This is a genomic window from Brevundimonas sp. 374, from assembly GCF_900102995.1.
Lineage (GTDB): Bacteria > Pseudomonadota > Alphaproteobacteria > Caulobacterales > Caulobacteraceae > Brevundimonas > Brevundimonas vesicularis_C.
In genome coordinates this window covers 1-22,696 of the sequence record NZ_FNKT01000009.1, presented here as the reverse complement: position 1 = coordinate 22,696, position 22,696 = coordinate 1, and the positions used below count along the sequence as shown (strand labels likewise).

At 65.6% G+C, this 22,696-nt stretch carries 16 protein-coding genes; 2 read left to right on the top strand and 14 right to left on the bottom strand.

What is annotated here, in order from left to right:
* Position 1: 1 nt before the first annotated feature.
* Together BLR19_RS14390 and BLR19_RS14385 are read right to left on the bottom strand one after the other, a co-directional pair.
* Positions 2-1,612 carry a globin-coupled sensor protein gene (locus BLR19_RS14390; protein ID WP_091752472.1) on the bottom strand — a complete coding sequence of 537 codons (1,611 nt, stop codon included), beginning with the start codon at positions 1,610-1,612 and terminating at the stop codon, positions 2-4.
* A 114-nt stretch (positions 1,613-1,726) separates the two neighbouring features.
* Positions 1,727-2,185, bottom strand: coding sequence for a MarR family winged helix-turn-helix transcriptional regulator (locus tag BLR19_RS14385; RefSeq protein WP_176758366.1), 459 nt, complete (start codon positions 2,183-2,185; stop codon positions 1,727-1,729).
* A gap of 249 nt (positions 2,186-2,434) precedes the next feature.
* Between BLR19_RS14385 and BLR19_RS14380 the strand changes: the two genes are divergently transcribed.
* Positions 2,435-3,985 carry a PAS domain-containing hybrid sensor histidine kinase/response regulator gene (locus BLR19_RS14380; RefSeq protein WP_176758365.1) on the top strand — a complete coding sequence of 517 codons (1,551 nt, stop codon included), beginning with the start codon at positions 2,435-2,437 and terminating at the stop codon, positions 3,983-3,985.
* 49 nt (positions 3,986-4,034) lie between these two features.
* On the opposite strand, the gene BLR19_RS14375 is transcribed toward BLR19_RS14380, so the two are convergent.
* Together BLR19_RS14375 and BLR19_RS14370 are read right to left on the bottom strand one after the other, a co-directional pair.
* Positions 4,035-6,524: a TonB-dependent receptor domain-containing protein gene (locus tag BLR19_RS14375; RefSeq protein WP_091752463.1), complete on the bottom strand. Its 2,490-nt coding sequence runs from the start codon at positions 6,522-6,524 to the stop codon at positions 4,035-4,037.
* Positions 6,525-6,740: 216 nt separating this feature from the next.
* Positions 6,741-8,621: a methyl-accepting chemotaxis protein gene (locus tag BLR19_RS14370; protein ID WP_255366707.1), complete on the bottom strand. Its 1,881-nt coding sequence runs from the start codon at positions 8,619-8,621 to the stop codon at positions 6,741-6,743.
* 355 nt (positions 8,622-8,976) lie between these two features.
* Between BLR19_RS14370 and BLR19_RS14365 the strand changes: the two genes are divergently transcribed.
* Positions 8,977-10,068, top strand: a complete 1,092-nt coding sequence (locus BLR19_RS14365; protein WP_255366705.1) for a DUF2332 domain-containing protein — start codon at positions 8,977-8,979, stop codon at positions 10,066-10,068.
* Positions 10,069-10,134: 66 nt separating this feature from the next.
* On the opposite strand, the gene BLR19_RS14360 is transcribed toward BLR19_RS14365, so the two are convergent.
* From BLR19_RS14360 to BLR19_RS14315, 10 genes are all read right to left on the bottom strand, one after another.
* Complete coding sequence (locus tag BLR19_RS14360; RefSeq protein ID WP_091752458.1) at positions 10,135-11,010, bottom strand: aldose 1-epimerase; 876 nt, start codon at positions 11,008-11,010, stop codon at positions 10,135-10,137.
* Positions 11,007-11,861 carry an SMP-30/gluconolactonase/LRE family protein gene (locus tag BLR19_RS14355; protein WP_091752455.1) on the bottom strand — a complete coding sequence of 285 codons (855 nt, stop codon included), beginning with the start codon at positions 11,859-11,861 and terminating at the stop codon, positions 11,007-11,009. The genes BLR19_RS14360 and BLR19_RS14355 overlap by 4 nt, the downstream gene beginning before the upstream one ends.
* A 3-nt stretch (positions 11,862-11,864) precedes the next feature.
* Entirely contained in the window at positions 11,865-13,307 is a 1,443-nt protein-coding gene (locus BLR19_RS14350) for an aldehyde dehydrogenase family protein (RefSeq protein ID WP_091752452.1), read from the bottom strand.
* 80 nt (positions 13,308-13,387) lie between these two features.
* Positions 13,388-14,821: a sugar porter family MFS transporter gene (locus BLR19_RS14345; protein ID WP_091752449.1), complete on the bottom strand. Its 1,434-nt coding sequence runs from the start codon at positions 14,819-14,821 to the stop codon at positions 13,388-13,390.
* 52 nt (positions 14,822-14,873) lie between these two features.
* On the bottom strand, positions 14,874-15,632 hold the full coding sequence (locus BLR19_RS14340; protein ID WP_091752445.1) for an SDR family NAD(P)-dependent oxidoreductase: 759 nt from the start codon (positions 15,630-15,632) through the stop codon (positions 14,874-14,876).
* Positions 15,629-16,777 carry a fumarylacetoacetate hydrolase family protein gene (locus BLR19_RS14335; protein WP_218119439.1) on the bottom strand — a complete coding sequence of 383 codons (1,149 nt, stop codon included), beginning with the start codon at positions 16,775-16,777 and terminating at the stop codon, positions 15,629-15,631. The genes BLR19_RS14340 and BLR19_RS14335 overlap by 4 nt, the downstream gene beginning before the upstream one ends.
* Before the next feature lie 61 nt (positions 16,778-16,838).
* Positions 16,839-17,852, bottom strand: coding sequence for a LacI family DNA-binding transcriptional regulator (locus tag BLR19_RS14330; protein ID WP_255366704.1), 1,014 nt, complete (start codon positions 17,850-17,852; stop codon positions 16,839-16,841).
* A gap of 197 nt (positions 17,853-18,049) precedes the next feature.
* Positions 18,050-19,567 (bottom strand): GH39 family glycosyl hydrolase, encoded by a 1,518-nt coding sequence (locus tag BLR19_RS14325; protein WP_176758367.1) that lies wholly within the window; start codon positions 19,565-19,567, stop codon positions 18,050-18,052.
* An 87-nt stretch (positions 19,568-19,654) separates the two neighbouring features.
* A complete protein-coding gene (locus tag BLR19_RS14320) occupies positions 19,655-20,944 on the bottom strand; it encodes a cation:proton antiporter (RefSeq protein WP_091752436.1) in 1,290 nt (429 codons plus the stop codon).
* Positions 20,945-20,974: 30 nt separating this feature from the next.
* Positions 20,975-22,696, bottom strand: a 1,722-nt coding sequence (locus tag BLR19_RS14315; RefSeq protein WP_143007317.1) for a glycoside hydrolase family 3 protein, incomplete at its 5' end; no start/stop codon positions are given.

Sequence of the window (22,696 nt, the reverse complement as noted above, 5' to 3'; positions counted from 1 at the left end):
GTCAAAACTCCTCCCAGCCGGCCGTGTCCGCCTCCTCCACGACGGCCAGCGCGGCCGAGCCGGAGGATCGCAGCGCGGCCGGACGTATGGGCCGTGCCGCGCTCGGCTTGCGCGGCGCCGGCGCGGCGAGGGCTCGGCTGCTCAGCGCGGTTTCGCGCGTCAGGCTGAAGCGCTGGACCAGATCCGACAGCTGACGGCTTTCAGAAGTCAGGCTGTGGCTGGCCGCCGTCGATTGTTCGACCATGGCGGCGTTCTGCTGGGTCACCTGGTCCATCTGGTTGACGGCGGTGTTGACCTCTTCCAGCGCCGTCGACTGCTCGCGCGTCGAGGCCGTAATCTCGTTCATGAGCTCGTCGATTTCGGCGACGCGCTTGACGATGGACGATAGGGCCTCGCCCGTTTCTGCGACCAAGGTGACGCCGGACTTCACCTGGACGGACGAGGTGGTGATCAACGACTTGATCTCCTTGGCGGCCTCTGCGGAGCGCTGCGCCAGGGCCCGAACCTCGGAGGCCACCACGGCGAACCCTCGTCCCGCGTCACCCGCGCGCGCAGCCTCCACGCCCGCGTTCAAGGCCAGAAGGTTGGTCTGGAAGGCGATCTCGTCGATGACGCCGATGATCTGGTTGATCTGCGACGACGACTGTTCGATCGCGGTCATGGCCTCAACGGCGCGGCTGACCACCTCGCGCGACTGCTCGGCGGATTGGCGAGAGGTTTCGACGACCGCGGCGGCGCGACTGGCGCCTTCGGCCGCACGCTTCACCGTGGCGGTGATCTCGTCCAGCGCGGCCGCCGTTTCCTCCAGCGTCGCCGCCTGATGTTCGGTGCGCCGCGACAGGTCGTCAGCCGCTTCGCTGATTTCGGCGGCGCCCAGTTGCATGGCGCCCGTATTGCTGGCGATCTCGGCCATGGCGTCGTCCAGACGCTGCATGGCGGTGTTGAAGTCGGTCTTCAGGCGCGCGTAGCCGCCGGTGAAGTCCGACGCGATGCGAGTCCGAAGGTCGCCCTGCGCCAGAGCCGCCAGAGCCGCCGCGGTATCCTCCACCACCCGCGTCTGCTCGGCCTCGGCCTCTGCGCGCTTCTGGTCCGCCTCCAGGCGCTTGGTCTCGGCGGCTTCCAGATACAGCGAAATGACGAAATCCATGTCGAGCATGGCGGCTTTCACCACACTGGCCAGCGTCGCCGACAGAGCCTTGCCGTCGTCGCGCTTCGAAAACAGCGACCGCGTCTTGGCGTGGGATGTGACGATCGCCTCGATCAGCCCTTCCAGGACCAGGGCGTAGCCGCCGATATACCAGCGCGGCTCCAGCCCGATGCGGGCGTGGGTCTGGCCGATGCGGCGCACGCCCTCGACATAGGCCGGATCAAAGGCGCCTGAGGCGATCAGGCCCCAGTGTCGCGCCTGGGCGTCCTTGGCTCCAGCGATCTGGCTTTCCGCACCGAAGAAGCGGGCCACGTCCGGCGTCGCACGAACCTGGGCGTAAAAGGCTTCAAGGCTGGGCTGAAGCGCGGCCTCGATGACGGGTCTGGCGTCAGCGAGACGAGACCTCGCGGCCTTGTCCAGCTTCAAGAAGCGAAGTCTTTGGTCCAGATTCATTGCGTCCGACATGACGGCCCCCTTGCATGGCGGTCAGTTGGACGAGGTTCGATCTAAAGGCCGGTTGAAGTCTCTTCAGCCTGTAGACTGTTTCACAGCGGAAGCATTGTTTGCGCCGGTCTGACGTCATGTCGCGGCGTGACCGACGTCCTTTGCCATGGCCTGCAGCAGCGGGATCAGCTGGGCGGCGGTCGTCAGACCCTCGCTGGTCAACAGTCCGGCCAGACGGCCGTATTGCGACCGCCGATCTTCGAGAACGGCGCGGCCTGCCTCGGTGATTTCCAGCATGGTGACGCGCCGGTCGTTCGGATGGGGCGAACGCTTGACCAGATCGGCGCGAACCAGATGATCGACCAGACGCGACAGCGAGGCCGGCGGCGCCTGAAGCGTCGATCCGAGAGCGCATTGTTTGACACCGCGACGGCCCTCGCCGGCAATCAGGCTCAAGGCGCGGACGGCGGCATTGCTTTGACCATCGGCGCGCAGGACGCGATCAAGCTGGCGATCGAGTTCGAGCAAGGCGGTGTCGAGCGCATAGAGCGCCATCGCGGGATCATCGAACTCCCGCACGGTGAACTCATCCATCGTCCCCCGAACACCCATAGGTCCGGTGTGACAGGATTGGCGGCAACCTGCAAGATAGACGAAGGTCAACCCTTAGGGCTATCGAACTCCTAACAGCGCATCCATGAGGAAATGATTTCATACCGACGCAATCCTAGATTGCCGCGCAAGCCTTTGGAAACAAAGTGGCGAGGCAACAACCGGAAAGAGCCGATGGCGTCGGTCAAAAGACATCCCGCCCACCCTTTGACAGCGACCCGATCGCTGGGGATGAGCACGGCAGGCGCGCTGGATGCCGAGCTTCGAAGAGCGCTCGAAGTCGCGGCTATTCTGGTGACGACCGATCGCCATGGCGTCATCACCGACTGCAATGAGAAGTTCGTCGCAGTCAGCGGTTACAGCCGAGAAGAGTTGATCGGCTCGACCCACCGAATCGTGAACTCCGGCCTGCATTCCAAGGCCTTCTTCCAGGATCTGTATCGCACGATCCGCAGCGGCAAGGTGTGGACCGGCACGTTGCGGAACCGTCGCAAGGACGGCAGCCTCTATTGGGTCGACACGACCATCGTCCCGGCGCTCAGCGGTCCCGAGGGCCCGACGTCCTACACGGCCATCCGTTTCGAGGTGACCGAACATGTGCTGGCTCTGGAGGCCCTTTCGGAAGCGCGGCTCGTCGCCGAACGCGCCGCTGCGCTGCGCGACACCTTCCTCGCGACGATGAGCCATGAGGTTCGTACGCCGTTGAACGGCGTCCTGGGCCTGGCGCAGTCCCTGTCAGGCGCCGACCTACCCGACGATGCCCGTCAAAAGGTCGATCTGATCATCAAGTCCGGCGAGACGTTGAGGCGCATCCTGGACGATGTGCTGGACCTGTCCAAAATCCAGGCCGGCGAAATGAACCTGGTCAACGAACCCTTTGCGCCGTCCGACACCATTTCCGGCGCGGTGGATCTGATGCGGCCGCTGGCCAGCGAAAAGGGACTTGAGCTGATCTCCCGTTTCGACGGTCTTCCGCCTCACCTCATGGGCGACGGGGCCCGGCTGCGTCAGATCGTGCTGAACCTGGTCTCCAACGCCATCAAGTTCACTGCAGTCGGCCAGGTGCTGGTCGATGCGCGCTACTCGAAGCCGTCCCGGCGTCTTCGCATCCGCGTCGCCGATACCGGCATGGGCTTTGATCGATCGACGGCGAAACTGTTGTTCTCGCCGTTCAGCCAGGCCGACGATTCCATCTCGCGGCGGTTCGGCGGCACGGGCCTTGGCCTTTCCATCAGTCGTCGTCTGGCGGAGCTGATGAGCGGCGGCCTCAGGGTGCGTTCAAAGCCCGGTCGGGGAACGCTCTTCGTTCTCGACTTGCCGATGGATCCCAGCGGCGAGATCACCCGCGAAAGCGAGAGCCATGTGGAGGCGCTGGATCGACTCTACGGCGCGCGGATCCTCTTGGCGGAGGACAATCTCGTCAACCAGCAGGTCGTCCAGGCGCTCCTCAGCGGCTTCGGCTGTCAGATCGATGTCGCCGAAAACGGCCAGGAAGCCGTCGACCTGTGGTCAGCGCACGCCTACGACCTGATCATGATGGACATGCAGATGCCGGTCATGGACGGCGTCGAGGCCATCCGCAGCATCCGCAGAGGTGAACAAGAGCGCGAGGCCAACAGGCTCCCGATCGCCATGCTGACCGCCAACGCCTCGTCCAACCATCGCGATCTGGCCTCACGCGCCGGCGCCGACGTCGTCATCCCCAAGCCCCTGTCCGCCGATCACCTGATCTTCGAAGCCGCCCGCCTCCTCAACAACGCCGCCCGCTGTCATTGGATATAGCCCCTGACAGAACAGGCTTCCGGGCTCGCGTCCGGAAGCCTGCTTTGCGTCAGAAGTAGAAGCGCACGGCTGCGGTGATGGTGCGGCCAGGCAGGGCTTGGGCCAACACAACGCCGCTGGCGGGCAGCGTGTCGGCCGACACTTCCGTCAGCGCGGTTTCGTCGAACAGGTTGTTGGCGGTCACCGACAGCACGACGCGGTCGATGGGGCGCACCTGGACGAAGGCGTTGACCGTGGCGTAGCCCGGCATCTTCAACTGGTTGACGTCCTGCGTATAGCTCTCGGTCGTGCCGACGACGCTGGCGCCCACCGTGAACAGGTCCGTCTCGTACTGCGGCATGACCTGGAAGATCAGGTCGGCCTGACGGCGCGGCGAGTTGCCGACCAGGGCCGCGTCCTCGGCCTTGGTGATCTCGGCGCTGGTGACGGTGGCGCTGCCGGTCAGGCTGAACGGACCGTGACGCACGCCGGCCTCGAATTCGGCGCCCTTGGCCTCGTAGCTGCGCTGGACCAGCACCAGACGAGTGACGCCGCCGGCATCCGCGCGGATCTGCTGATTGGTCTCGCTGACCTCGGCCCAGAAGCCCGTGACGTTGGCGAACAGGCCGTTGGCGCGATACTTCATGCCGATCTCGGCCTGGTTCACCGGATCATAGGCCGCGTCAGCCTGCAGCAGGTCGCCATCGACATTGCTGATGGCCGGCGAACGCAGGATCTTGTCCGCTGCGGCGCGCGCGCCCTCGCTGTAACGAGCGAAGGTCGAGAAGCTGTCCGAGACGCGGTAGTTGGCGCTGAGCGAATACGAGACATAGTCGTAGTCGTAGTCGACCGGCGTCGCGCTGGCGGCAGGCGCGAAGGCGAAGGTGCGCTCGGCTTCCGAGATGACGCCATCGTTGTCCACGTCGATGGTGCGGACGTCGGTCAGACCGTTGGCCACCGTGCGGCCGCTAACGTCGCCGCTGTCGAAACGGATCGACCCACCCAGCGCCAGCTTGCCCAGCCGGTAGTTCAGCGAGGCATAGGGCGCCAGCACCTTGTAGGTCACATCGGTGCGCGAGTTCGACCCGGCGCCCGAGGGACCGAAGAAGTTGACCACGCCGTCCTGGGTGCGGGGCGTGCCGTTCGTATTGAAGATATCGACCAGGGCCGAGTTTCCGCCGCCCACGACGTCCTGAAGGAAGGGGATATACTGGCGATCGAACTTCAGATCCTGCTGGGCCGAATAGACGCCGACGGTGGTCGTCAGGTCGCCGCCGCCGATCTTCCAGACGCGGTTGGCGCGCAGATCGTTGGTGAAGTTGTCCAGGCTGTCGATGTCGGTGTGGACCAGGGTCGAATAGGCCAGCAGGCCGTTGCCGTTCAGGGTCGTCGGGCTGGTGATCGCCTGACCGGCGCGCGGACCTGTGGCGTAGGCCAGGGTTCCGGGACGACGACCGAACGCCAGCGGCGCCTGGGCCGCCGGCACCACGGCCAGCGGGTAGTTGAACGACTGATCACCCGATTGCTGCGCATAGCGCATGTGCTCGGAAATCGTCCAGCCGTGCAGGTTGAAGCGGGTCTGGAAGCCCAACGCGCGCACCTGAACCTGATTGCCGTCCTGCAGATTGACGCGCTTCAGGTTGTTGTCGCCGTCCAGCAGCGGGAAGACCGTGGTGTTGCGCGACGTCAGGGTGTCGCGCGTCATCGAGAAGTTGGGAACGTCGCTGTAGTTGGGATCGTCGTTCGTGCCGGACACCAGCAGAGGCGTCGGACCATAGGCGACGACGGTGTCGTCCAGGATCTTGCCGTACAGACGCACGAAGCCGCCGTCGAAGGTCTTGGTGATGTTGGCCTTGATCTGGCCGCCCTTGTTGCCCGTGAAGCCGGAGTCGCGCGGGCCTTCACCCTCGCGATAGAAGCCGCCGACGTGGAAGCGCACGGTGTCGCTCAGGTGACCGCCATAGCTGAAGTCGCCGCGATAGGTGTCGTAATCCAGGCCCGAAGACACCTGGACCGAGCCGCCTTCGACCTCACCCGTCTGCGAGATCAGGTTGATCACGCCGCCCGGCGCGTTCGATGCGAAGGTCGAGGACGACCCGCCGCGGATGGACTCGATCTGGCCGACGTTGAAGTCGTAGCGCATGAAATAGTCGGACGTCAGCGCCAGGATGTCGCCGAACTCCAGGACCGGCAGACCGTCTTCTTGGAATTGCAGGTACTTCGCGCCGGTGCTGACCATGGGCAGGCCGCGGATCGTATAGTTGCCGTTGGTTTCGCCCGTGCTGGCCTCGGCGCGAATGCCGGGGATGGTGCGGAACAGGTCGTTGACGGAATAGGCGCCGATCTTGGCGATCTCGACATCATTGATCGAGCTGGTCGAGGTCGCGCTGTCCAGCCTGTCGCGCGCCTTGGCCACGCCCGTCACGATCACGTCGTCATTGGCCCGCGTCCGGCTGGCCTCCCAGGCCGTCTGGCGCTGCGGCGCAGGCTGCGTCTGCGCATGAGCGGGCATGGCGAGGATAAGCGGCGCAAACGCAGCCGTGAGATACAGGGATTTCAAGGAAGCCTCCAAGGCGTTGTCTTGCAGTGCAGAGACTGGACAACTGATTTTCGTTCGGAAATTCTTCCATGCAGTTTCTTGCATGGCTGTTATCAATAAAACACGGATGTGTTTGATGATTTATAATGCCAGACTACGGATTAATACTGACATAACGGCGCTTATAAAGTTCGGATTGTTGCGCCGGCTTCTTCACCACTCAACTGGATCGATATCTTAGAACTCGCTCCAGTCGTCATCGGCTGCTTCGCTGGACAGCGCGAGCGCACCAACCGTGCGGACGCTCTTTGGTGCCGGTCGCGGCACGGACGCGGTGTCTCGGCGAGGCACCGGCGCGGCCGAGGTCGTCGTATTCAGACGGAATCTGGAAACCAGGGTCGCCAGCTCATCGGCTTCGGTCGCCAGGATGCGCGCGGCCGCCGTCGCCTCTTCCGCCATGGCGGCGTTCTGCTGGGTCATACGGTCCATGCTGCCGACAGCGCTGTTGACCTGCTTCAGGTTCTCGGACTGGACCTGCGCCCCTTGCGCGATGTCCACGATCAGGGTGTTGGCGTCGCCAATCTTGGACACGACCCGCGCCAGCATCTCGCTCGTTTCGCCGACCCGATCGACGCCCAGCCGCACCTCGTCCGACGACTTGCTGATCAGTTGCTTGATGTCCTTGGCGGCGTCGACGGTGCGCTTGGCCAGTTCGCGCACCTCGCCGGCGACAACGGCGAACCCACGTCCGGCATCGCCCGCTCTCGCGGCCTCGACGCCGGCGTTCAAGGCCAGAAGATTGGTCTGCAAGGCGATGGCGTCGATCATGTTGATGATCTCGCCGATCTCCTGCGATCCGGCCTTGATGGCGTCCATGGCGACGATCGCTTCTTCAACGATCACGCGACCGTCTGCGGCGTCGCCATTGGCTAGGGTGATGGCGTTACGGGCGTTGGCCGCGCTGCGCGCCGTGTCGCCGACCATGTCGGTGACGTGGTTGGTGGCGGTGGTGGTTTGCTGCAGGCTGGACGCCTGCTGTTCGGTTCGCAACGACAGGGTTTCGGACGCCGAGCAGATCTGCGTGGCGCCCAGGCGAACGCTTTGGGCCGAGCCGGCGACGCTGGCCAGGCTTTCTTCCAGGCCCTGCACCGCCACGTTGAAGGCCGTGCGCAGGCGCTCGTACTCCGGGGCGAACGGCGTGCGAATGGTGTGGGTCAAATCACCGGCGGCCAAGGCCTCCAGAGCTGTGTCGAGCTCCTTGACGACGTGACGTTGCGCGGCGTCGGCGACGATCTTCTCGCGCTCGGCCGCGTCCTTGGCCAGATCGGCGGCCGCCTTGGCTCGTTCCGCCTCGGCCTTGGCCAGAGCCGTGTCGCGGAACACCAGGACCGCGCGCGCCATATCGCCCAGTTCGTCGGCATGGCTGGCGTCCACGACGATGTCGTTGTCGCCCTTTGCCAGTTGGCCCATGGCCTCGGTCAGGACTGTGATCGGACGCGCGATCATGCGGCTGAGCATGGCCGACAGCACCATGGCGATCGTGATTAGGGCGATGCCGCCGACAATCAGGGCAATGATCGCGGTGACGATCGCAGCTTGCTGACGTTCCAGATTTTTCTCGGTGACCGCGGCTTCGGCCTCGCGCAGGTCGCGCAGAGGCAGGACGGCGTCGCTGACCAACACCTTCTTGCCCGCGTCTCGCACGTCTTGCTGGGCCTGCTCGCGCTTGCCGGCGCGAACCTCGGCGATCATGCGGTCACCCCAATCGGCCCTCCAAGCAAGGGTGGCGAGGCGCGATTTTTCGAGCAGGGCCTGCTTTTCGGCGTCGCCCAGCTGACCCTTCAACTCGACGACGACCTTGTCGAACTCGTCGCGCCCTTCGTAGTAGGATTTCAGATAGGTCTCGTCGCCGGTGACCAGAAAGCCTCGAAACTGGCTGTTCTGACGCAGGATCGCGGTTTCCAGCGACATCGCCTGCGCCTCGATCGTGCGGCTGAGATTGTTGCTCTCGATGGACGCGCGGATCATCATGATCGTGGCGAAAAAGACCGCCATCATGATCGCCGCCGAGACGCAGATCAGGATGAAGGAAAGCCGCAGCTTTCTCGGAATTCGCATCTTCGACATCATGAGCTCGCCCCCGTTACGCACTTATACTTACCTAGAGGCAACCGATTACTCAGCTGACGCCACTGCGCACAGCCCGGTCTCGGTTCGAGCTACGCAAAACACCCTGTTTTTCAGGTGACTATCCACCCTTATGACGAAACGACTAAAAAGATAGTTAAGCTGCCGACGCCCGGCCGCTTACATCGACCGGACCTGAATTTCGCGAGATTCATGCGCTGTTAAGCGAGGTGATCATAGGTAAGTCACCCTTCCCGTCCGCGCTTCAAGCAACGCCGGGTCGCAACCCCCGGGTGAATACTTCTTCAGGCCGGGGACACACAAGTAACAGTTCGTTTTATTCGGAATGCGCGACGATGCGATTGGTGACTGGATGATCTGCCCCGTCGCCGACCGTTTCACCCAGGAACTCGCGGCCCAGGCCGACCGCTGCCGCGCCATGGGGTCGCCCTTTGTCGCTCGCGTTCTCGAAGCCGCAAGCCGGCAGCTGTCGCATGCGCCGCTCACCGCCGCACGGCTGTATGACTGGTCGGGAGATCAAGCCGCAGCCGCCTTGGCTCTGCGTTTGAACGGCGCCCTGCATGCCCTGGCGCGCGCGGGCCGGTCCTACGCCCTGACCAGCCTTTATCGTCGTGAACACACCGACTTCGACGCGGCCGTGGCCGACGCCCTGGCCCGGAACGATCGATACATCGCCGACTGGATCCTGCATCCGCCGCAAACGAACGAGGTGGCGCGCGCCGCCGCGCTGATGAGCGCGCTGATGGCCGCCCCTCTGGATCGCGCCATGCCTTTCGAGTTGCTCGAGCTCGGGTCCAGCTGCGGCCTGAACCTGAATCTGGATCGCTACGCCTATGTTCTGGGGTGGGCGTCAGCCGGCGCTCCTTTCTCGGACGTGCAGATCGAGCCCCTGTGGCAGGGTCCATTGCCCAAGGTCGTCCCGGTCTCCATTGCGGCGGCGCGCGGCGTCGATCTGCACCCGCTGAACGCCGCAGACCCGACGCATCGCGAACGTCTGCTGGCCTTTGCATGGGCTGACCAGCCGGCGCGCACCCAACGCCTCGAGAACGCCCTACGCATCGCCGCCGATCATCCGCCGCGCATCGATCAGGGCGACGCCGTGACCTGGTTGGCCGACCGGCTGGCCGAGCCGCAGCCAGCCGGGCGATGCCGCGTCGTCATGCACACCATGGTGCTGCAATATCTGAGCGACGACGACCGGCTCCAGATCGCAGCGCTGCTCTCGACCGCCGGCCGCCGAGCCGACGCCGACCACCCGCTGCTCTGGATCAGCTTCGAATGGACCCGCGACCGCAGCCACGTCGAACTGCGCCTGACAGCCTGGCCCACCGGCGAAACCCGCGTCCTAGCGCACTGCCATCCCTACGGCGACGAGTTGGAGTGGCTGGCGTCACCAAAGGCGGCTCTGGCAGCCTAGCGACATTCGTTAACCTGTGTGTAGATCGTCGTCTTGTTAAACCGATCTGGCGATCCGCCGCCCCGACTAGTCGCGCGCGGAAGCTGAAACCGTCATGTGAATCGTGAGGGTTTCGCCGGGCTTAAGTGCAACCAAGCCATTGGCGCTGCCCCCCCAAGAGACGGGCCCGTTGAAAGCGTCGGGACAGTGGGTGACAGGTTCGACACAGAAGAAATCTGTATCGGTGGGAGCATAGACCTGTACCCAGGCGGCGGACGACGATGCCTTCATCACGACCTCGCACGATCCGCCTGTCATCCGGGCGACGCCGTTCCAACCGCCGTAGGCGTGGTCAACAAAAGGCACCTCGTTCAAAGCGCGCCCCGAAGACCAGTCGACCAGGTCGAGGGGTGAGATAAACCGATCAGGAAGATCAAACGCGTTCGTGGCCAAAACACCGGACGCCGTCAGCGCCAGACGAGAGTGTGGATGACGATGGAAATAGGGATGCAGCCCCAATCCAGCGGGCATGATCTCGTCCCCCGCGTTTGTCACGGACAGCTCGATTTCTAGTCCAGAGTCCGCCAGGGATACGACCTGCTTCGCTCGCCAAGGCCACGGCCAACCGGCCGGCTCGCCTTGCCAGTCTAGTGTCATTGCAACGACATCCGAGGATCGGCTTTGAATGGTCCAGGGCTGTAACCAGCCCTCACCGTGGATGGCATGAGACGCAAATCGTTCCAGGACTGGCAACCGAACCGAGCGCCCTTCAAATACGAAACGTCCGTTCGCAATCCGATTGGCGTATGGCACCAGCGGGAAACAGGACGTCTGCAAGATATCGGTCGCACCGTCAGGCGTCGGGCGAAGCACGGGTCGACCGCGCCAGTCTAGGCTCAGCATCGCCCCACCCATGTCCGGCGCCAGGGTCGCGCGCCAGTCGCCGGCCGTCAGGGCGATCATAGGCGGATCCGGTTCTGCGGCAGGCCCGGCGTCTCGACGCGCACGCGATAAAGACCGCCCAAAGTCGGCTGGTCCGTGCGCTTGTCGGCGTTCCCCAGCCAAGCCGTGGTCATATAGAGGTCGCGTAGGTCCGGGCCGCCGAAGGCCGCCTTGGTCACGGTCTGGACCGGCATGTCGATCTTGCCGATCCGCGTGCCGTCGGGGGCGAAACGCGCCACGCCCCAGCCGTTGAAAAGACCGACGTGAAGCACGCCCGCCGCATCCATGCTGGGGCCGTCGGCATAGCCGTCCTCGGTCACGGCGAAGACGCGGCGGTTGGAGATCACGCCGTCCTGATGGTCGAAAGCCAGGACGGTCTTCTTCAGCGTGTCGTGGTGATAGAGGGTGCGGCCGTCGGGGCTGAGGCAGGGGCCGTTGGTGACCCCATAGTCGTCGTCGTGCCGCGTCAGCTCGCCCCGGAACCAGCGATAGAGGGCGCCGGACTCGACTTCCTCGCTGTCGTCCATCGAGCCGAACCACAGCGACCCGTCCGGCGCGACGAAGCCGTCGTTCAGCCGGTTCTGCGGCCGGTCTTCCTCGACCGGCTGAAAGCGCGAGAAGTCGCCCTCCTCCGGGTCGAAGCGATACAATCCGCCCCGAACGCCGCAGATCAGCGACCCGTCCTCGGCGGGCAAAGCAAATCCGGTCTGGTCCGGCGTGTCCCACGACCGTTTCTCACCGGTCGCGGGGGTGTAGCGGTGCAGTTTTCGACCCTTGATGTCGACGAACCACACCGCGCCGCGCGCGGCGTCCCAGACGGGGCCTTCGCCCAGCTCCGCCTGGACATCCCAGATCAGTTCCGGCTCGCTCATCGATCAGCCCGCCGAGTAACTGGTCTTGATCTGGGTGTAGAACTCCACCGCCGCGAAGCCCTGTTCGCGTGAGCCGTAGGAGGACTTCTTCGAGCCGCCGAAGGGGACGTGATAGTCGACGCCGGCGGTGGCCAGGTTGACCATCGTCATGCCGGCGCGGGCGTTCTTCTGGAAGTCGCGGGCGTGTTTCAGCGACTGGGTGACGATGCCGGCCGACAGGCCGAACTCGACGCCGTTGGCGACGGCCAGCGCCTCCTCATAACTGGCGACGCGGATGGTCGAGGCGACGGGGCCGAAGACCTCTTCGTTGTTGATGCGCGCGTCGGCGGCGGTGTCGGCGATCAGGGTTGGCTGGACGTACCAGCCGGGGGCGTCGAAGGTCAGGCGCTCGCCGCCGGTGACGATGCGGCCGCCGGCCTCGCGGGCGATGTCGATGTATTTGTAGGAGACCTCGCGCTGGGCCTCGGTCACGGCCGGGCCCATCTGGGTATTGGAATCCAGAGCGTGGCCTACGCGAAGCGCCGCGACCTTCTCGGCCAGGGCGGCGACGAACCGGTCGTGGATGCCGTCCTGAACGATCAGGCGGCTGGAGGCGGTGCACCGCTGGCCGGTGGCGAAGAAGCTGCCGTCCAGCGCGATGTTCACCGCCCGATCCAGATCGGCGTCGTCCAGAACAATCAGGGGGTTCTTGCCGCCCATCTCCAACTGGACCCGCGCCTGGCGCTTGACCGCGCCCTCGGCGACGCCCGCGCCTACGGCCTGCGAGCCGGTGAAGGAGATGCCGTCGATGCCCGGGTGGGCGACGATGGCGCGGCCGACGTCGCCGTCGCCGATGACCATATTGACCACGCCCTTGGGCAAGTCGGCCTCATGCAGAATGGCGATCAGAGCCTCGGCCGTCGCCGGGGTCGGGCCGGCGGGCTTGATGACGACCGTGTTGCCGAAGGCGATGGCCGGGGCGATCTTCCACGCCGGAATGGCGATGGGGAAGTTCCACGGCGTGATCAGGCCGAACACGCCGACGGCCTGGCGATAGGTCTGGATCTCGACGCCCGGCCGTGTCGAGGCCAGGTTCTGGCCGTGGACGCGCAGGGCCTCGCCGGCGAAATATTTCAGGATGCGGGCGGCGCGCATGGTCTCGCCGATGCCCTCAGGCAGGGTCTTGCCCTCTTCGCGAGACAGCAGGCGACCGATCTCGGCGGCCCGTTCCATGATCAGCGAACCGGCCTTGTCCAGCACGTCGAAGCGGACCTCGGGCGAGGCGTCGGACCAGCCGGGGAAGGCGGCGCGGGCGGCGGCGACGGCCTGATCCACCTCGGCGGCCCCGCCCTTGGGCGTGCGGGCCACGACGTCGCGGATATCCGACGGGTTCAGGCTCTCGCCCGCCAGGGCTCCCGCGACCTTCTCGCCGCCGATCCAGTGCGAAAGTTCAAGCGTGTCGGTCATGGGACATCCTTTTCATAAGGCTGACGGGCGGCGGGGGAGCGCCGCCCGTTTCGGGGAGGTGGGTATGAGATGGCGAAAGATCAGCCCGTCATGTCTTCCAGTTCGCGACCGCGCGTTTCCTTCACCCAAGCCTGGACCAGGAAGAAGGAGATCAATGCGCTGACCGCATAGAAGCCGTAGGTGACGACCAGACCCAGCGTCGCCGCCATCCACGGGAAACTGACCGAGATGGCGAAGTTGGCGATCCACTGGGCGAAGCCCGCGACGGCCAGGGCCGAACCGCGCATCTGGTTGGGGAACATCTCGCCCAGCATGACCCACATGACGGGCCCCCAGCTGAAGTTGAAGAAGACCACATAGGCGTTGGCCGCGATCAGGGCGATCAGGCCCGTCTGGTCGTCCAGGTGCAGCGACCCGTCGATGAGGGCGGCCTTGGAGAAGCACCAGGCGACGACAGCCAGGGTCACGAACATGCCCGCCGAACCGATCAGCAGCAGCGGCTTACGGCCGATCTTGTCGATGACCGAAATGGCGGCCAGACAGGCCGCGATCGACAGGACGCCGGACAGGATGTTGATCTGCAGCGCGTCGTTCTCGGAGAAGCCGACCGACTGCCACAGCACCGCGCCGTAGTAGAAGACGATGTTGATGCCGACCAGTTGCTGGAACACGGCCAGGATCAGGCCGGCCCAGACGATGGGGCGTACCTTTTTGGTTGCGGGATCCAGCAGATCGACGAACTTGGGCTTGTGGTCAGCGCTCAGCGAGGCGCGGATTTCACCGACCTTGCGCGCGCCGGCGCCGGGTCCGAACAGCCTGGACAGCACGGCCTCGGCCTGGGCGTCCTTCTTTTTGGCGACTAGGAAGCGCGGGCTTTCGGGGATGACCAGCAGGGCCAGCAGATAGATGGCGGCGGGGATCACCTGCAGCCAGAACATCCAGCGCCAGGCGGGGAAGCCCAGCCAGAAGTCGGCCGTCGAACCGCCGGCGGTCTTGGCCAGGGCGTAGTTGGCCACGAAGGCGCCGGTCAGGCCGGTGATGATCATAATCTGCTGCACCGACGACAGTCGACCACGGATTGAGGCCGGCGTAACTTCGGAGATATAGGCCGGCGACAGGACCGAGGCCGCGCCCACGCCCAGGCCGCCTATGAACCGGGCGATGATGAAGTGGGCCGAACTGTCGGCCGCACCCGCCCAGAAGGCCGAGACGATGAACAGGCCGGCGGCGATCTGCATCACCGTGCGACGGCCGATAGCGTCGGCCAAACGTCCCGCGATGAAGGCGCCGACGGCGCAGCCCAAGAGGATGGCGCCGACGTTGAAACCGGTGCCCAAGGCCGACAGGTTGAAGGCCGCCTCCAGCCCGTCTTGGGTGCCGTTGATGACGCCGGAATCATAGCCGAACATGAAGCCGCCGATGGTGGCGACCGCCACGATCAGGGCGATGAACGCCATGTTGACGCGGTCGTCACCCGCGATGTCGGGGCCTGTGCCCCCCGTCGGTCCTGCCATCTCGATATTCCCTCCGAATGCCCGTCTGACGCGGGCGTGAAACTCAGAAAACCTATCGCCAGCCAGCGTCCACGAAATACTCGTGGCCTGTAATCAAACGTGCATCGTCGGATGCGAGGAACAGGCCGAGCGCCGCGACGTCGTCGGGCTGAAGCCGGCCCGGCAGGCATTGCGCCGCCACGATCTCGGCCTCTCCTTCCGGCGTGTACCATTTCATCTGACGCGGGGTCTGGACATTGCCCGGCACGATGCAGACGACACGCACGCCGTCACCGCCCAGCTCGCGCGCCAGGGCGCGAGTCATGCCCTCAATGCCCGCCTTGGCGGTTTCGTAAAGCGACAGATCCGGCAGCCCCAGATGCCAGCTGATCGAGCCCAGGTTGATGATGACCCCCCTGCCCTGCTCGCGCATCCCGGCGGCGACCGACTGGGCTGCGAAATAGAGGTGACGCAGGTTCACGTTGATCCGATTGTCCCAGTAGTCGGGCGTGACCTCGGCCAGCATGTGCCGGTCGTCGTTAGCGGCGTTATTAATCAGGACATCGATGGGACCATGTTCGGCGACGATCTCGGCCAGGCAGGCCTGCAAGGCGAACACGTCCATGAGGTCGCACTGGTGGAATTTTGGAGCCGGCGACAGTTCGGCCAGTGATGCCTCCAGCGCCTTCGAGTCCGCCTCGGCGATGTCGAAGAAGACGACACGGGCGCCCTGACGCGCAAAGGCCTCGGTGAAACCGGCGCCGATGCCGGACCCGCCGCCGGTGACGACGACCAGACGGCCCTTTAGCGACGGATAGATGGCGCCGCTCATGCGGAAACTCCGAGAAGGCCGCGACCGGCCAGATTGCGCATCAGCTCCAGCACCCCGAACTTCCAGGGCGGGGCCTGGTCGCAGGTCGCGACGATGTTTTCCAGCACGCCCAGTTTCTCGGACGAGACGCGGACCCGGTCGCCCATCTTGTGGGTGAAGCCCTTGCCCGGCGCATCGCGGTCGTCGATCGGCGCGAACATGGTCCCGAGATACAGGGCGAAACCGTCGGGATACTGATGCGCGCTCAGGGTCTGACGCACCAGTTCCTCGGGATCGCGGCTGATCAGGCTCATCGAGCTTTCGCCCGTCATCATGAAGCCGTCCGTTCCCTCGACCTCCAGCCGGACCGTCGCTGAGCGCACGTCGTCCATCGTGAAGTCGTCGTCGAACAGGCGGATGAAGGGGCCGATTGAGGCCGAGGCGTTGTTGTCCTTGGCCTTGCCCAGCAGCAGGGCCGACCGGCCCTCGATGTCGCGCAGATTGACGTCGTTGCCCAGGCTGGCGCCGACCGGGCGGCCGGACGGATCGCAGACGACGACCACCTCCGGCTCCGGGTTGTTCCAGGCTGAGTCCGCCCGCACCCCGACCTCGGCGCCCCAGCCGACCGAGGCCAGCACCGGCGCCTTGGTGAAGATCTCGGCATAGGGGCCGATGGCGACTTCGAGATATTGCGACCACAAGCCCTCGGCGATCAGCTGCGCCTTGACGGCCTCGGCTTGATCCGAACCCGGCCGCAGATTCTTCAGGTCGCCGCCGATCCGGTTGAGGATGGACTGGCGCACGGCGTTGGCGGCGTCGGCGTCACCGCGCGCCCGCTCCTCGATCACCCGTTCCAAGGCCGAGACCGCAAAGGTCACGCCCGAGGCCTTGATGCATTGCAGGTCCAGCGGCGACAGCAGCCGCACGTCCGCCGCGTTCGACGACCACGTCGAGGCGACCGTCAGTTCGTCCAGCGGCCCCATATCCATGCCGGCCGCGTCCAGATCGTCCCGCGCGACTGCCTGGGCCGTTGTGGCGACGTGGTTCGAAAGATCATAGAGCCGCCCGCCCCGCACCAGAACGGGCGAGGGTCCGACCTCGGTAAGGACCCGTCCGAGCAGGCGCGCATTGCGCCAGTCCGCCGGCAGGCAATCGGCAAGCAACAATCTCATCCTCCCCACGCTCTCGGACGTGTTAGCGCTAACATCTTTGAGCAAGGGATGGATGTCAATCGTATGGAGGCGCGGTGCTTTCTCTGGCGATGAATTGGTGGGGGACTGGACCGTCCGCCTCGCCGCCCCGCCCCAGGATGACCGCGGCCGATCGGGCCATTTCGGCGACCGGCTGGCGGATGGTGGTCAGGGTCGGCCAGACGCTGGCGGCCAAATAGGTATCATCGAACCCGGCCACCGATATGTCGCCCGGTGTCGACAGGCCCGCAGCGTGAACGGCCGCCAGAACGCCTGCGGCCATGTCATCGTTACTGGCGAAAATGGCCGTCGGCCGGGGTGAGCGCCCCAGCAGCCGCTGCCCCGCCTGGAAGCCGGAACGATAAGTGAAGTCGCCCGCCTCGGCCCACATCGTCGCGCCCCTCACCGCATCGACCGCGACTTGGGCGCCGTGGCGACGATCCGCAGTGGCGGTCTGATCCCGACGCCCTTCGACGAAGCCGACGGCGCGGTGGCCCAACCCCAGCAGATGCCGCATCATCTCGTGGGCCGCACCCTGGTCGTCCACCCGCAGGGAGATCAGACCGTCCCGAAGCGCGGGCGCCGCCAGAACCACCGCCTTCATCCCGCTCTTGCCGATAGCGTCCAGGGTGGCGTCCGATTCGCCCAGCGGCGGCGGAACGATCACACCCTGTGCTCCGCCGGCCGCCAGCCGCTGAACCGCTTCGCGCTCTTCATCAGGCGCGCCGGGCCGCGATGGCTCGATCAGCAGTAGCAAACCTACCGATCGCGCCCCATCCAGGGCGCCCGACAGAAGTTCGGCCAGATAGGCGCTGGACGGGTTGGCGTAGAGCAGGCCGATCCGTCCACCTCCGGCCCGCGCCAGGATTCGCGCCGCGGGATCGGGCACGTAGCCGGTCTCTCGAATGATCGCCTCGACGCGCTCACGCGTCGCCCCGCGCACCCGCGCATCGCCATTGACCACGCGCGACACCGTCATTGGCGACACGCCGGCTAGGCGCGCGATATCGCCCATGGTGTGGTTGCGGCGGGGATTCTGTTGATCAGTCACGTCAGAGACAGCAGCACGCTCACGCAGTTACGTCCACCATTTGCAATGCCCGTCGGTCCAGGCTCCACGGACGACGCCCATCTGCTGACTATCTCTGCGGAAATAGGCTGGACGACACCCGGCTCGCCCCATCCGCCAAGACGGCGGCTAGCGAATTGAGCTGGAGGGATTTGAAGTCACAGCCGCGCCTTTGAGCTTCAGCGTCCCTGCGAGGCCGCGATCTCGACCATGACCACGTCGTAGACACGCATAGGCACCTCCATCTGGGCCTCACCGTCGGCACGAGCGGTGACCGTCAGGGTCTCTGGTTGGTCCAGCGTCAGCGTTTGCAGTGCCTCCAACTGTTCTTCACTGAGCGTCGCCGGCGATCCCATCTCCAGATAGGCGGTGTATGCGTCATTCGACTTGAAACCGACGCGGCGGATCGTGGCGACATGAACGCCGGGGCGCAGGCCGCTCAATGCGATCCTCAAAGGCGCAGCCGTCGCAGGCTCCCGCACCTGGCGGAAAAAGGGTCGGTTGCTGATCGGCTGGTCCGGCAGTTCGTAGCGCCAGGCCAGCACCTGCACCGTGTCGTCTTTCAGCGCTGCGATGCTCTGGTCGTCGCCAGTCGGTAGTTCGCGGTCGCCCATGCTGTTCAGATATTTGTAGGCGAACCACGTCGGCTTGCGCACGCCCTGGGGATTCATCAGTCCGAAGCCGCCATCGAATGGTTTGGTCTGCGGGCCTGGCTCTTCGAACAGGTCGCTGTAGGCCCAATAGCTCATGCCCTGCGCCAGACCCTCGCTCTGACGCAGCTTGGTCAGGATATAGGACGCGCCGAAATAGTCGTCGTGGATCGGATCGCGCGGATTGTAGCTGGTGCTCCATTCCGTGAAGAACAGCGGCAGCCCCGGACGCGTCGAAGCCTCGATCTCGGCCCGGACCTTGCGCACGTCGGCGACCACGGCGTCAGGATTGCGCGACAGCTTGTTGTCCCCCTCCCCCTTCTCGTCCAGGAACCCGCCCTCGACGCCATAGGTATGGGTGGTGACGAAATCGACCGGCGCCCGGTGTTGATCGGCGTAGGCGAGGAATTCTGGAACCCAGGCCGCCCCGGCCGTCGCCGGCCCGCCGACGCGAAGCGCGGGATCGATCGCCTTGATCGTCTGCGACGTCCGTACGTAGTAGTCAAAGTAGGCGGCCTGGTCCGCCCGCTCCCAGAATCCGTCCAGGTTCGGCTCGTTCCAGAACTCGAAATACCACGACCGAACCTCGTCGATACCGTACCGGTCGATCAGATGCCGCACGAAGGCGTCGACCAGCCCAACCCATTTTTCGGGCTGCGGGTGCGAAGTGTTGCCCTTCCAGTAGAAGAGCGTCTGGTCCGACGTCTTCATCGCATCGGGGGTGAAGCCCAGTTCGATGAACGGCTTGATGCCGATGGCCAGGAAGCTGTCGTAGAGATGGTCGATCTTGGTCCAGTCATAAACGGGGCGGCCGTCCACCTCGCGATAGACGCCCATGTCGTCATGGAAGATGTCGTGAAAGCGGATGTAGCGGAAACCCAGCTCGTCGCGGGCCGTTTTCAACTGCGCCAAAGTCTCGGGACGGATCGTCGTGCCGGGATAGTCGGCGCCGACCGAGAACTCGGCCATGCGATCGCGGGGCGTGGACGCACCGCCGACATCGATCGAAATCACCCTTGGTTCTGGCGTCTGGGCGTTCGCATCCATAGAGGCGCCGATGAGGGTTGCGACCAGCGCCAAACCTTTGATGTGTAAGTACTTCACAGGCGTCGCCCTCGAGTTATGGATCTGGATTTAGGCGCGTACCGGCGCAGCGTCGTCGTGATCACCGGTCGTGCCCAGTTCGCCCCGCGCCCTCGCCTTCCGGCCGTAAACCCATTCGAACAGGGGGGAGGCCATCAGGGTGGTGATGATGGCCATCAGCACCAGGATGGAGAACAGGGCCGGGCCGATGACGCCTTTTTGCAGGCCGATGTTGATGATGATCAGCTCCATCAGGCCGCGCGCGTTCATAAGGGCGCCGATGCCCATGGCCGTGGCGTTGTCCTGACCCGTCAGGCGCGCGGCGGCCCAGCAGGCGCCGCCCTTGGCCAGGATCGAGCCCAGCAGGATGACGACGGTGACGGCCAGCAACCCCAGGCTGTTGACCATGGTGAGCTGGGTGTTCAGGCCCGAGAAGGTGAAGAACATCGGCAGCAGCACCAGGACGGCGAACGGCTCCAGCTGGCGCCGGATTTCCTCGCCCAGCAGGCCGCGCGGCATGGCGACGCCCAGGATGAACCCGCCGAAGACAGCATGGATGCCGACTGCGTCCATGGCCCAGGCGCTGAGCATGAACAGGATCAGCACGATCCCAAGCACGGTCGGGCTGAGCCGCCCTTCCCGCTCGACGATCCGGCCCAGCGGCGCCAGCAGCTTCGGTCCCAGCGTCAGCATGAACAGGGCGAAGGCGCCGCCCCCCGCGATGGCCGTCACCGCCAGCATCGGCCCGGCGCCGAAGCTGGCCAAAACGATGGCCAGGACGCACCAGGCGCCGGCGTCGTCGATGGCGCCCGCCGCCAGGGACAGCGAACCCAGCCGCGTGCCGCTGAGCCCCCGCTCATGGATGATGCGCGCCAGCATGGGAAAGGCCGTGATCGAGATGGCCGCGCCCATGAACAGCATGGCCTGCCAGGTCTGGATGCCCTGCCCGAACAGACCCTCAGCGACCAGCCAGGGCGCAAGGGCGACGGCGACCACGAAGGGCGCCGCCATGCCCGCCAGCGACACGGCAGCCGCACTTTTCGCATTGGCCCGGAAGTGGTCGCGACGGAAGCCCAGCCCGACCAGGAACATGTAGAGGCCAACGCCCAACTGGGCGCCGACGAACAGGATCGACCGCGACTCCTTGGGGAACAGGGCCGCCTGAAGATCGGGCGCCAACAGGCCAAACAGCGATGGCCCGAGGACCACTCCGGCGATCATCTCGCCCACCACCTGCGGCTGGCCGAGGTAGCGTTTGGCCAGCCAACCCACGATGCGGCAGGCGGCGATGATGATCGCCATCTGCAGGAAGAAGGCCACGCTCAGTTCAGCATTGGTCACGCGGCCGGTTCCCCCTTGGCGAGCGCCAGCCTACTGCGTCGGACAGACGGCGTCGCCCTCGTTCGACGCCAGGCGGATGTCCTCGACCGTGACCGCGAAGTCGGCATTGGCGCGCAGGCCCCAGGGTTGATCGACGGCGGCGATGTCAGCGCCGCGGTCGCGCAGGCACGACAGCCGCACCTTCAGCGTGCGCCATTCACCAACGGGCGCGGCGTTGATCAGGCTGGAGATGTCGACCGATCCGGCGCCCAGCGTCAGGAAGACCGGGCCGCGCGCGCGCGCATCGACGCGATAGCGGAAGGCGATGGCCATCTCGCCGTTCGACTGGCGCGTCAGATCGACCGCTTGAGCCGCGATGATGGCCTGCCCCCCGCCCTGCGAGAAGGTCAGGGCGCGCGCCGATTCCTGACCGGCGCCGTCGGTGGCGCGTGCCGACACGCCGCCGCGCGGACTGGCGCCGCTCTTTTCGGCGCCCAGGCGGAACTCGCCGCCGGCGTCGCGCAGCATCAGCGACCAAGGAGCCACGAAGCGGCCATCGACGAAATAGCGATCCAGATTGCTGCCGGACCCGACCACGCCGCTGTCTTCGGACAGGGCGCCGACACGCGCCGTGCGGGCATAGGTCAGGCCGTAGCCATAGGCGAACTGCGGGTCATAGCCCGGCTGGCCCACGTTCAGCGGCTCGCCCCTGGCGGTCTTGGGCCAGCTGAAGGACAGGGTTCCGGTAAAGTCGTTGCGTGGCTTGCCCGCCGCATCGCCGACCAGCACATCGGCGATCCCGCCGCCCTCCGTGCCCGGCAGCCAGGCGGCGACGAAGGCGTCGGATGCATTGATCTCAGGGTTGGTCCACATCGGGCGGCCCGACAGGAAGACCGACACGGTCGGAATGCCCGCCGCCTTCAGGCGCTTCAGCGTCTCCAACGGTTCGGTCGGCAGGAAGTCCAGCGTGTCCACATCGCCCTGGAACTCGGCATAGGGGGTTTCGCCGAAGACGACGATGGCCACGTCGGGCTTCTGGGTGAAGGCCCCGTCGGGGCTGAGCGTCGCCTGACCGCCGCCCGCGGCGACCGCCTCGCGGATGCCGCCCCAGATCGACTGGCCGTTGGGGAAGTCGGCGTTCGAGTTGCCCGTGCCCTGCCATGTCAGGGTCCAGCCGCCCGAGGCCTGGCCGATATCGTCGGCGTGACCGGCGACCAGCACCCGCGCGCCCGAGCGGATCGGCAGCACCGAGCCCTCGTTCTTCAGCAGCACCAGCGACTTGCGCACCGCCTCGCGCGCCAGGGCGCGGTGGGCCGGCGAGCCCAGTTCGTTCAGATGCCCCTCGACCGGGCGGCTGTCGTTGAACAGGCCGGTCTTGACCTTGACGCGCAGGATGCGACGCACCGCCTCGTCCAGGCGCGCCATCGGGATTTCGCCCGACTTCACCTGGGCCAGGGTCGAGGCGAACAGCGGCTTCCAGCTGTCCGGCGCCATGAACATGTCGATGCCGGCGTTGAAGGCCAGGGCGCAGCTTTCGTTCGAACAGCCCGGCAGCTGGCCCTGAGCGTTCCAGTCCGACACCACGAAGCCGTCGAAGCCCAGCGGGCCGCGCAGCACGTCGGTCAGAATGGTCTCGTTGCCCGAGTGTTTGACGCCGTTCCAGCTGGAGAAGCTGGCCATGATCGACAGCACCCCGGCGTCGATGGCCTGGGGATAGCCGGACAGATGGGTGCGGATCATCTCCTGTTCGGACCCGGCGAAGTCGCCCTGGTC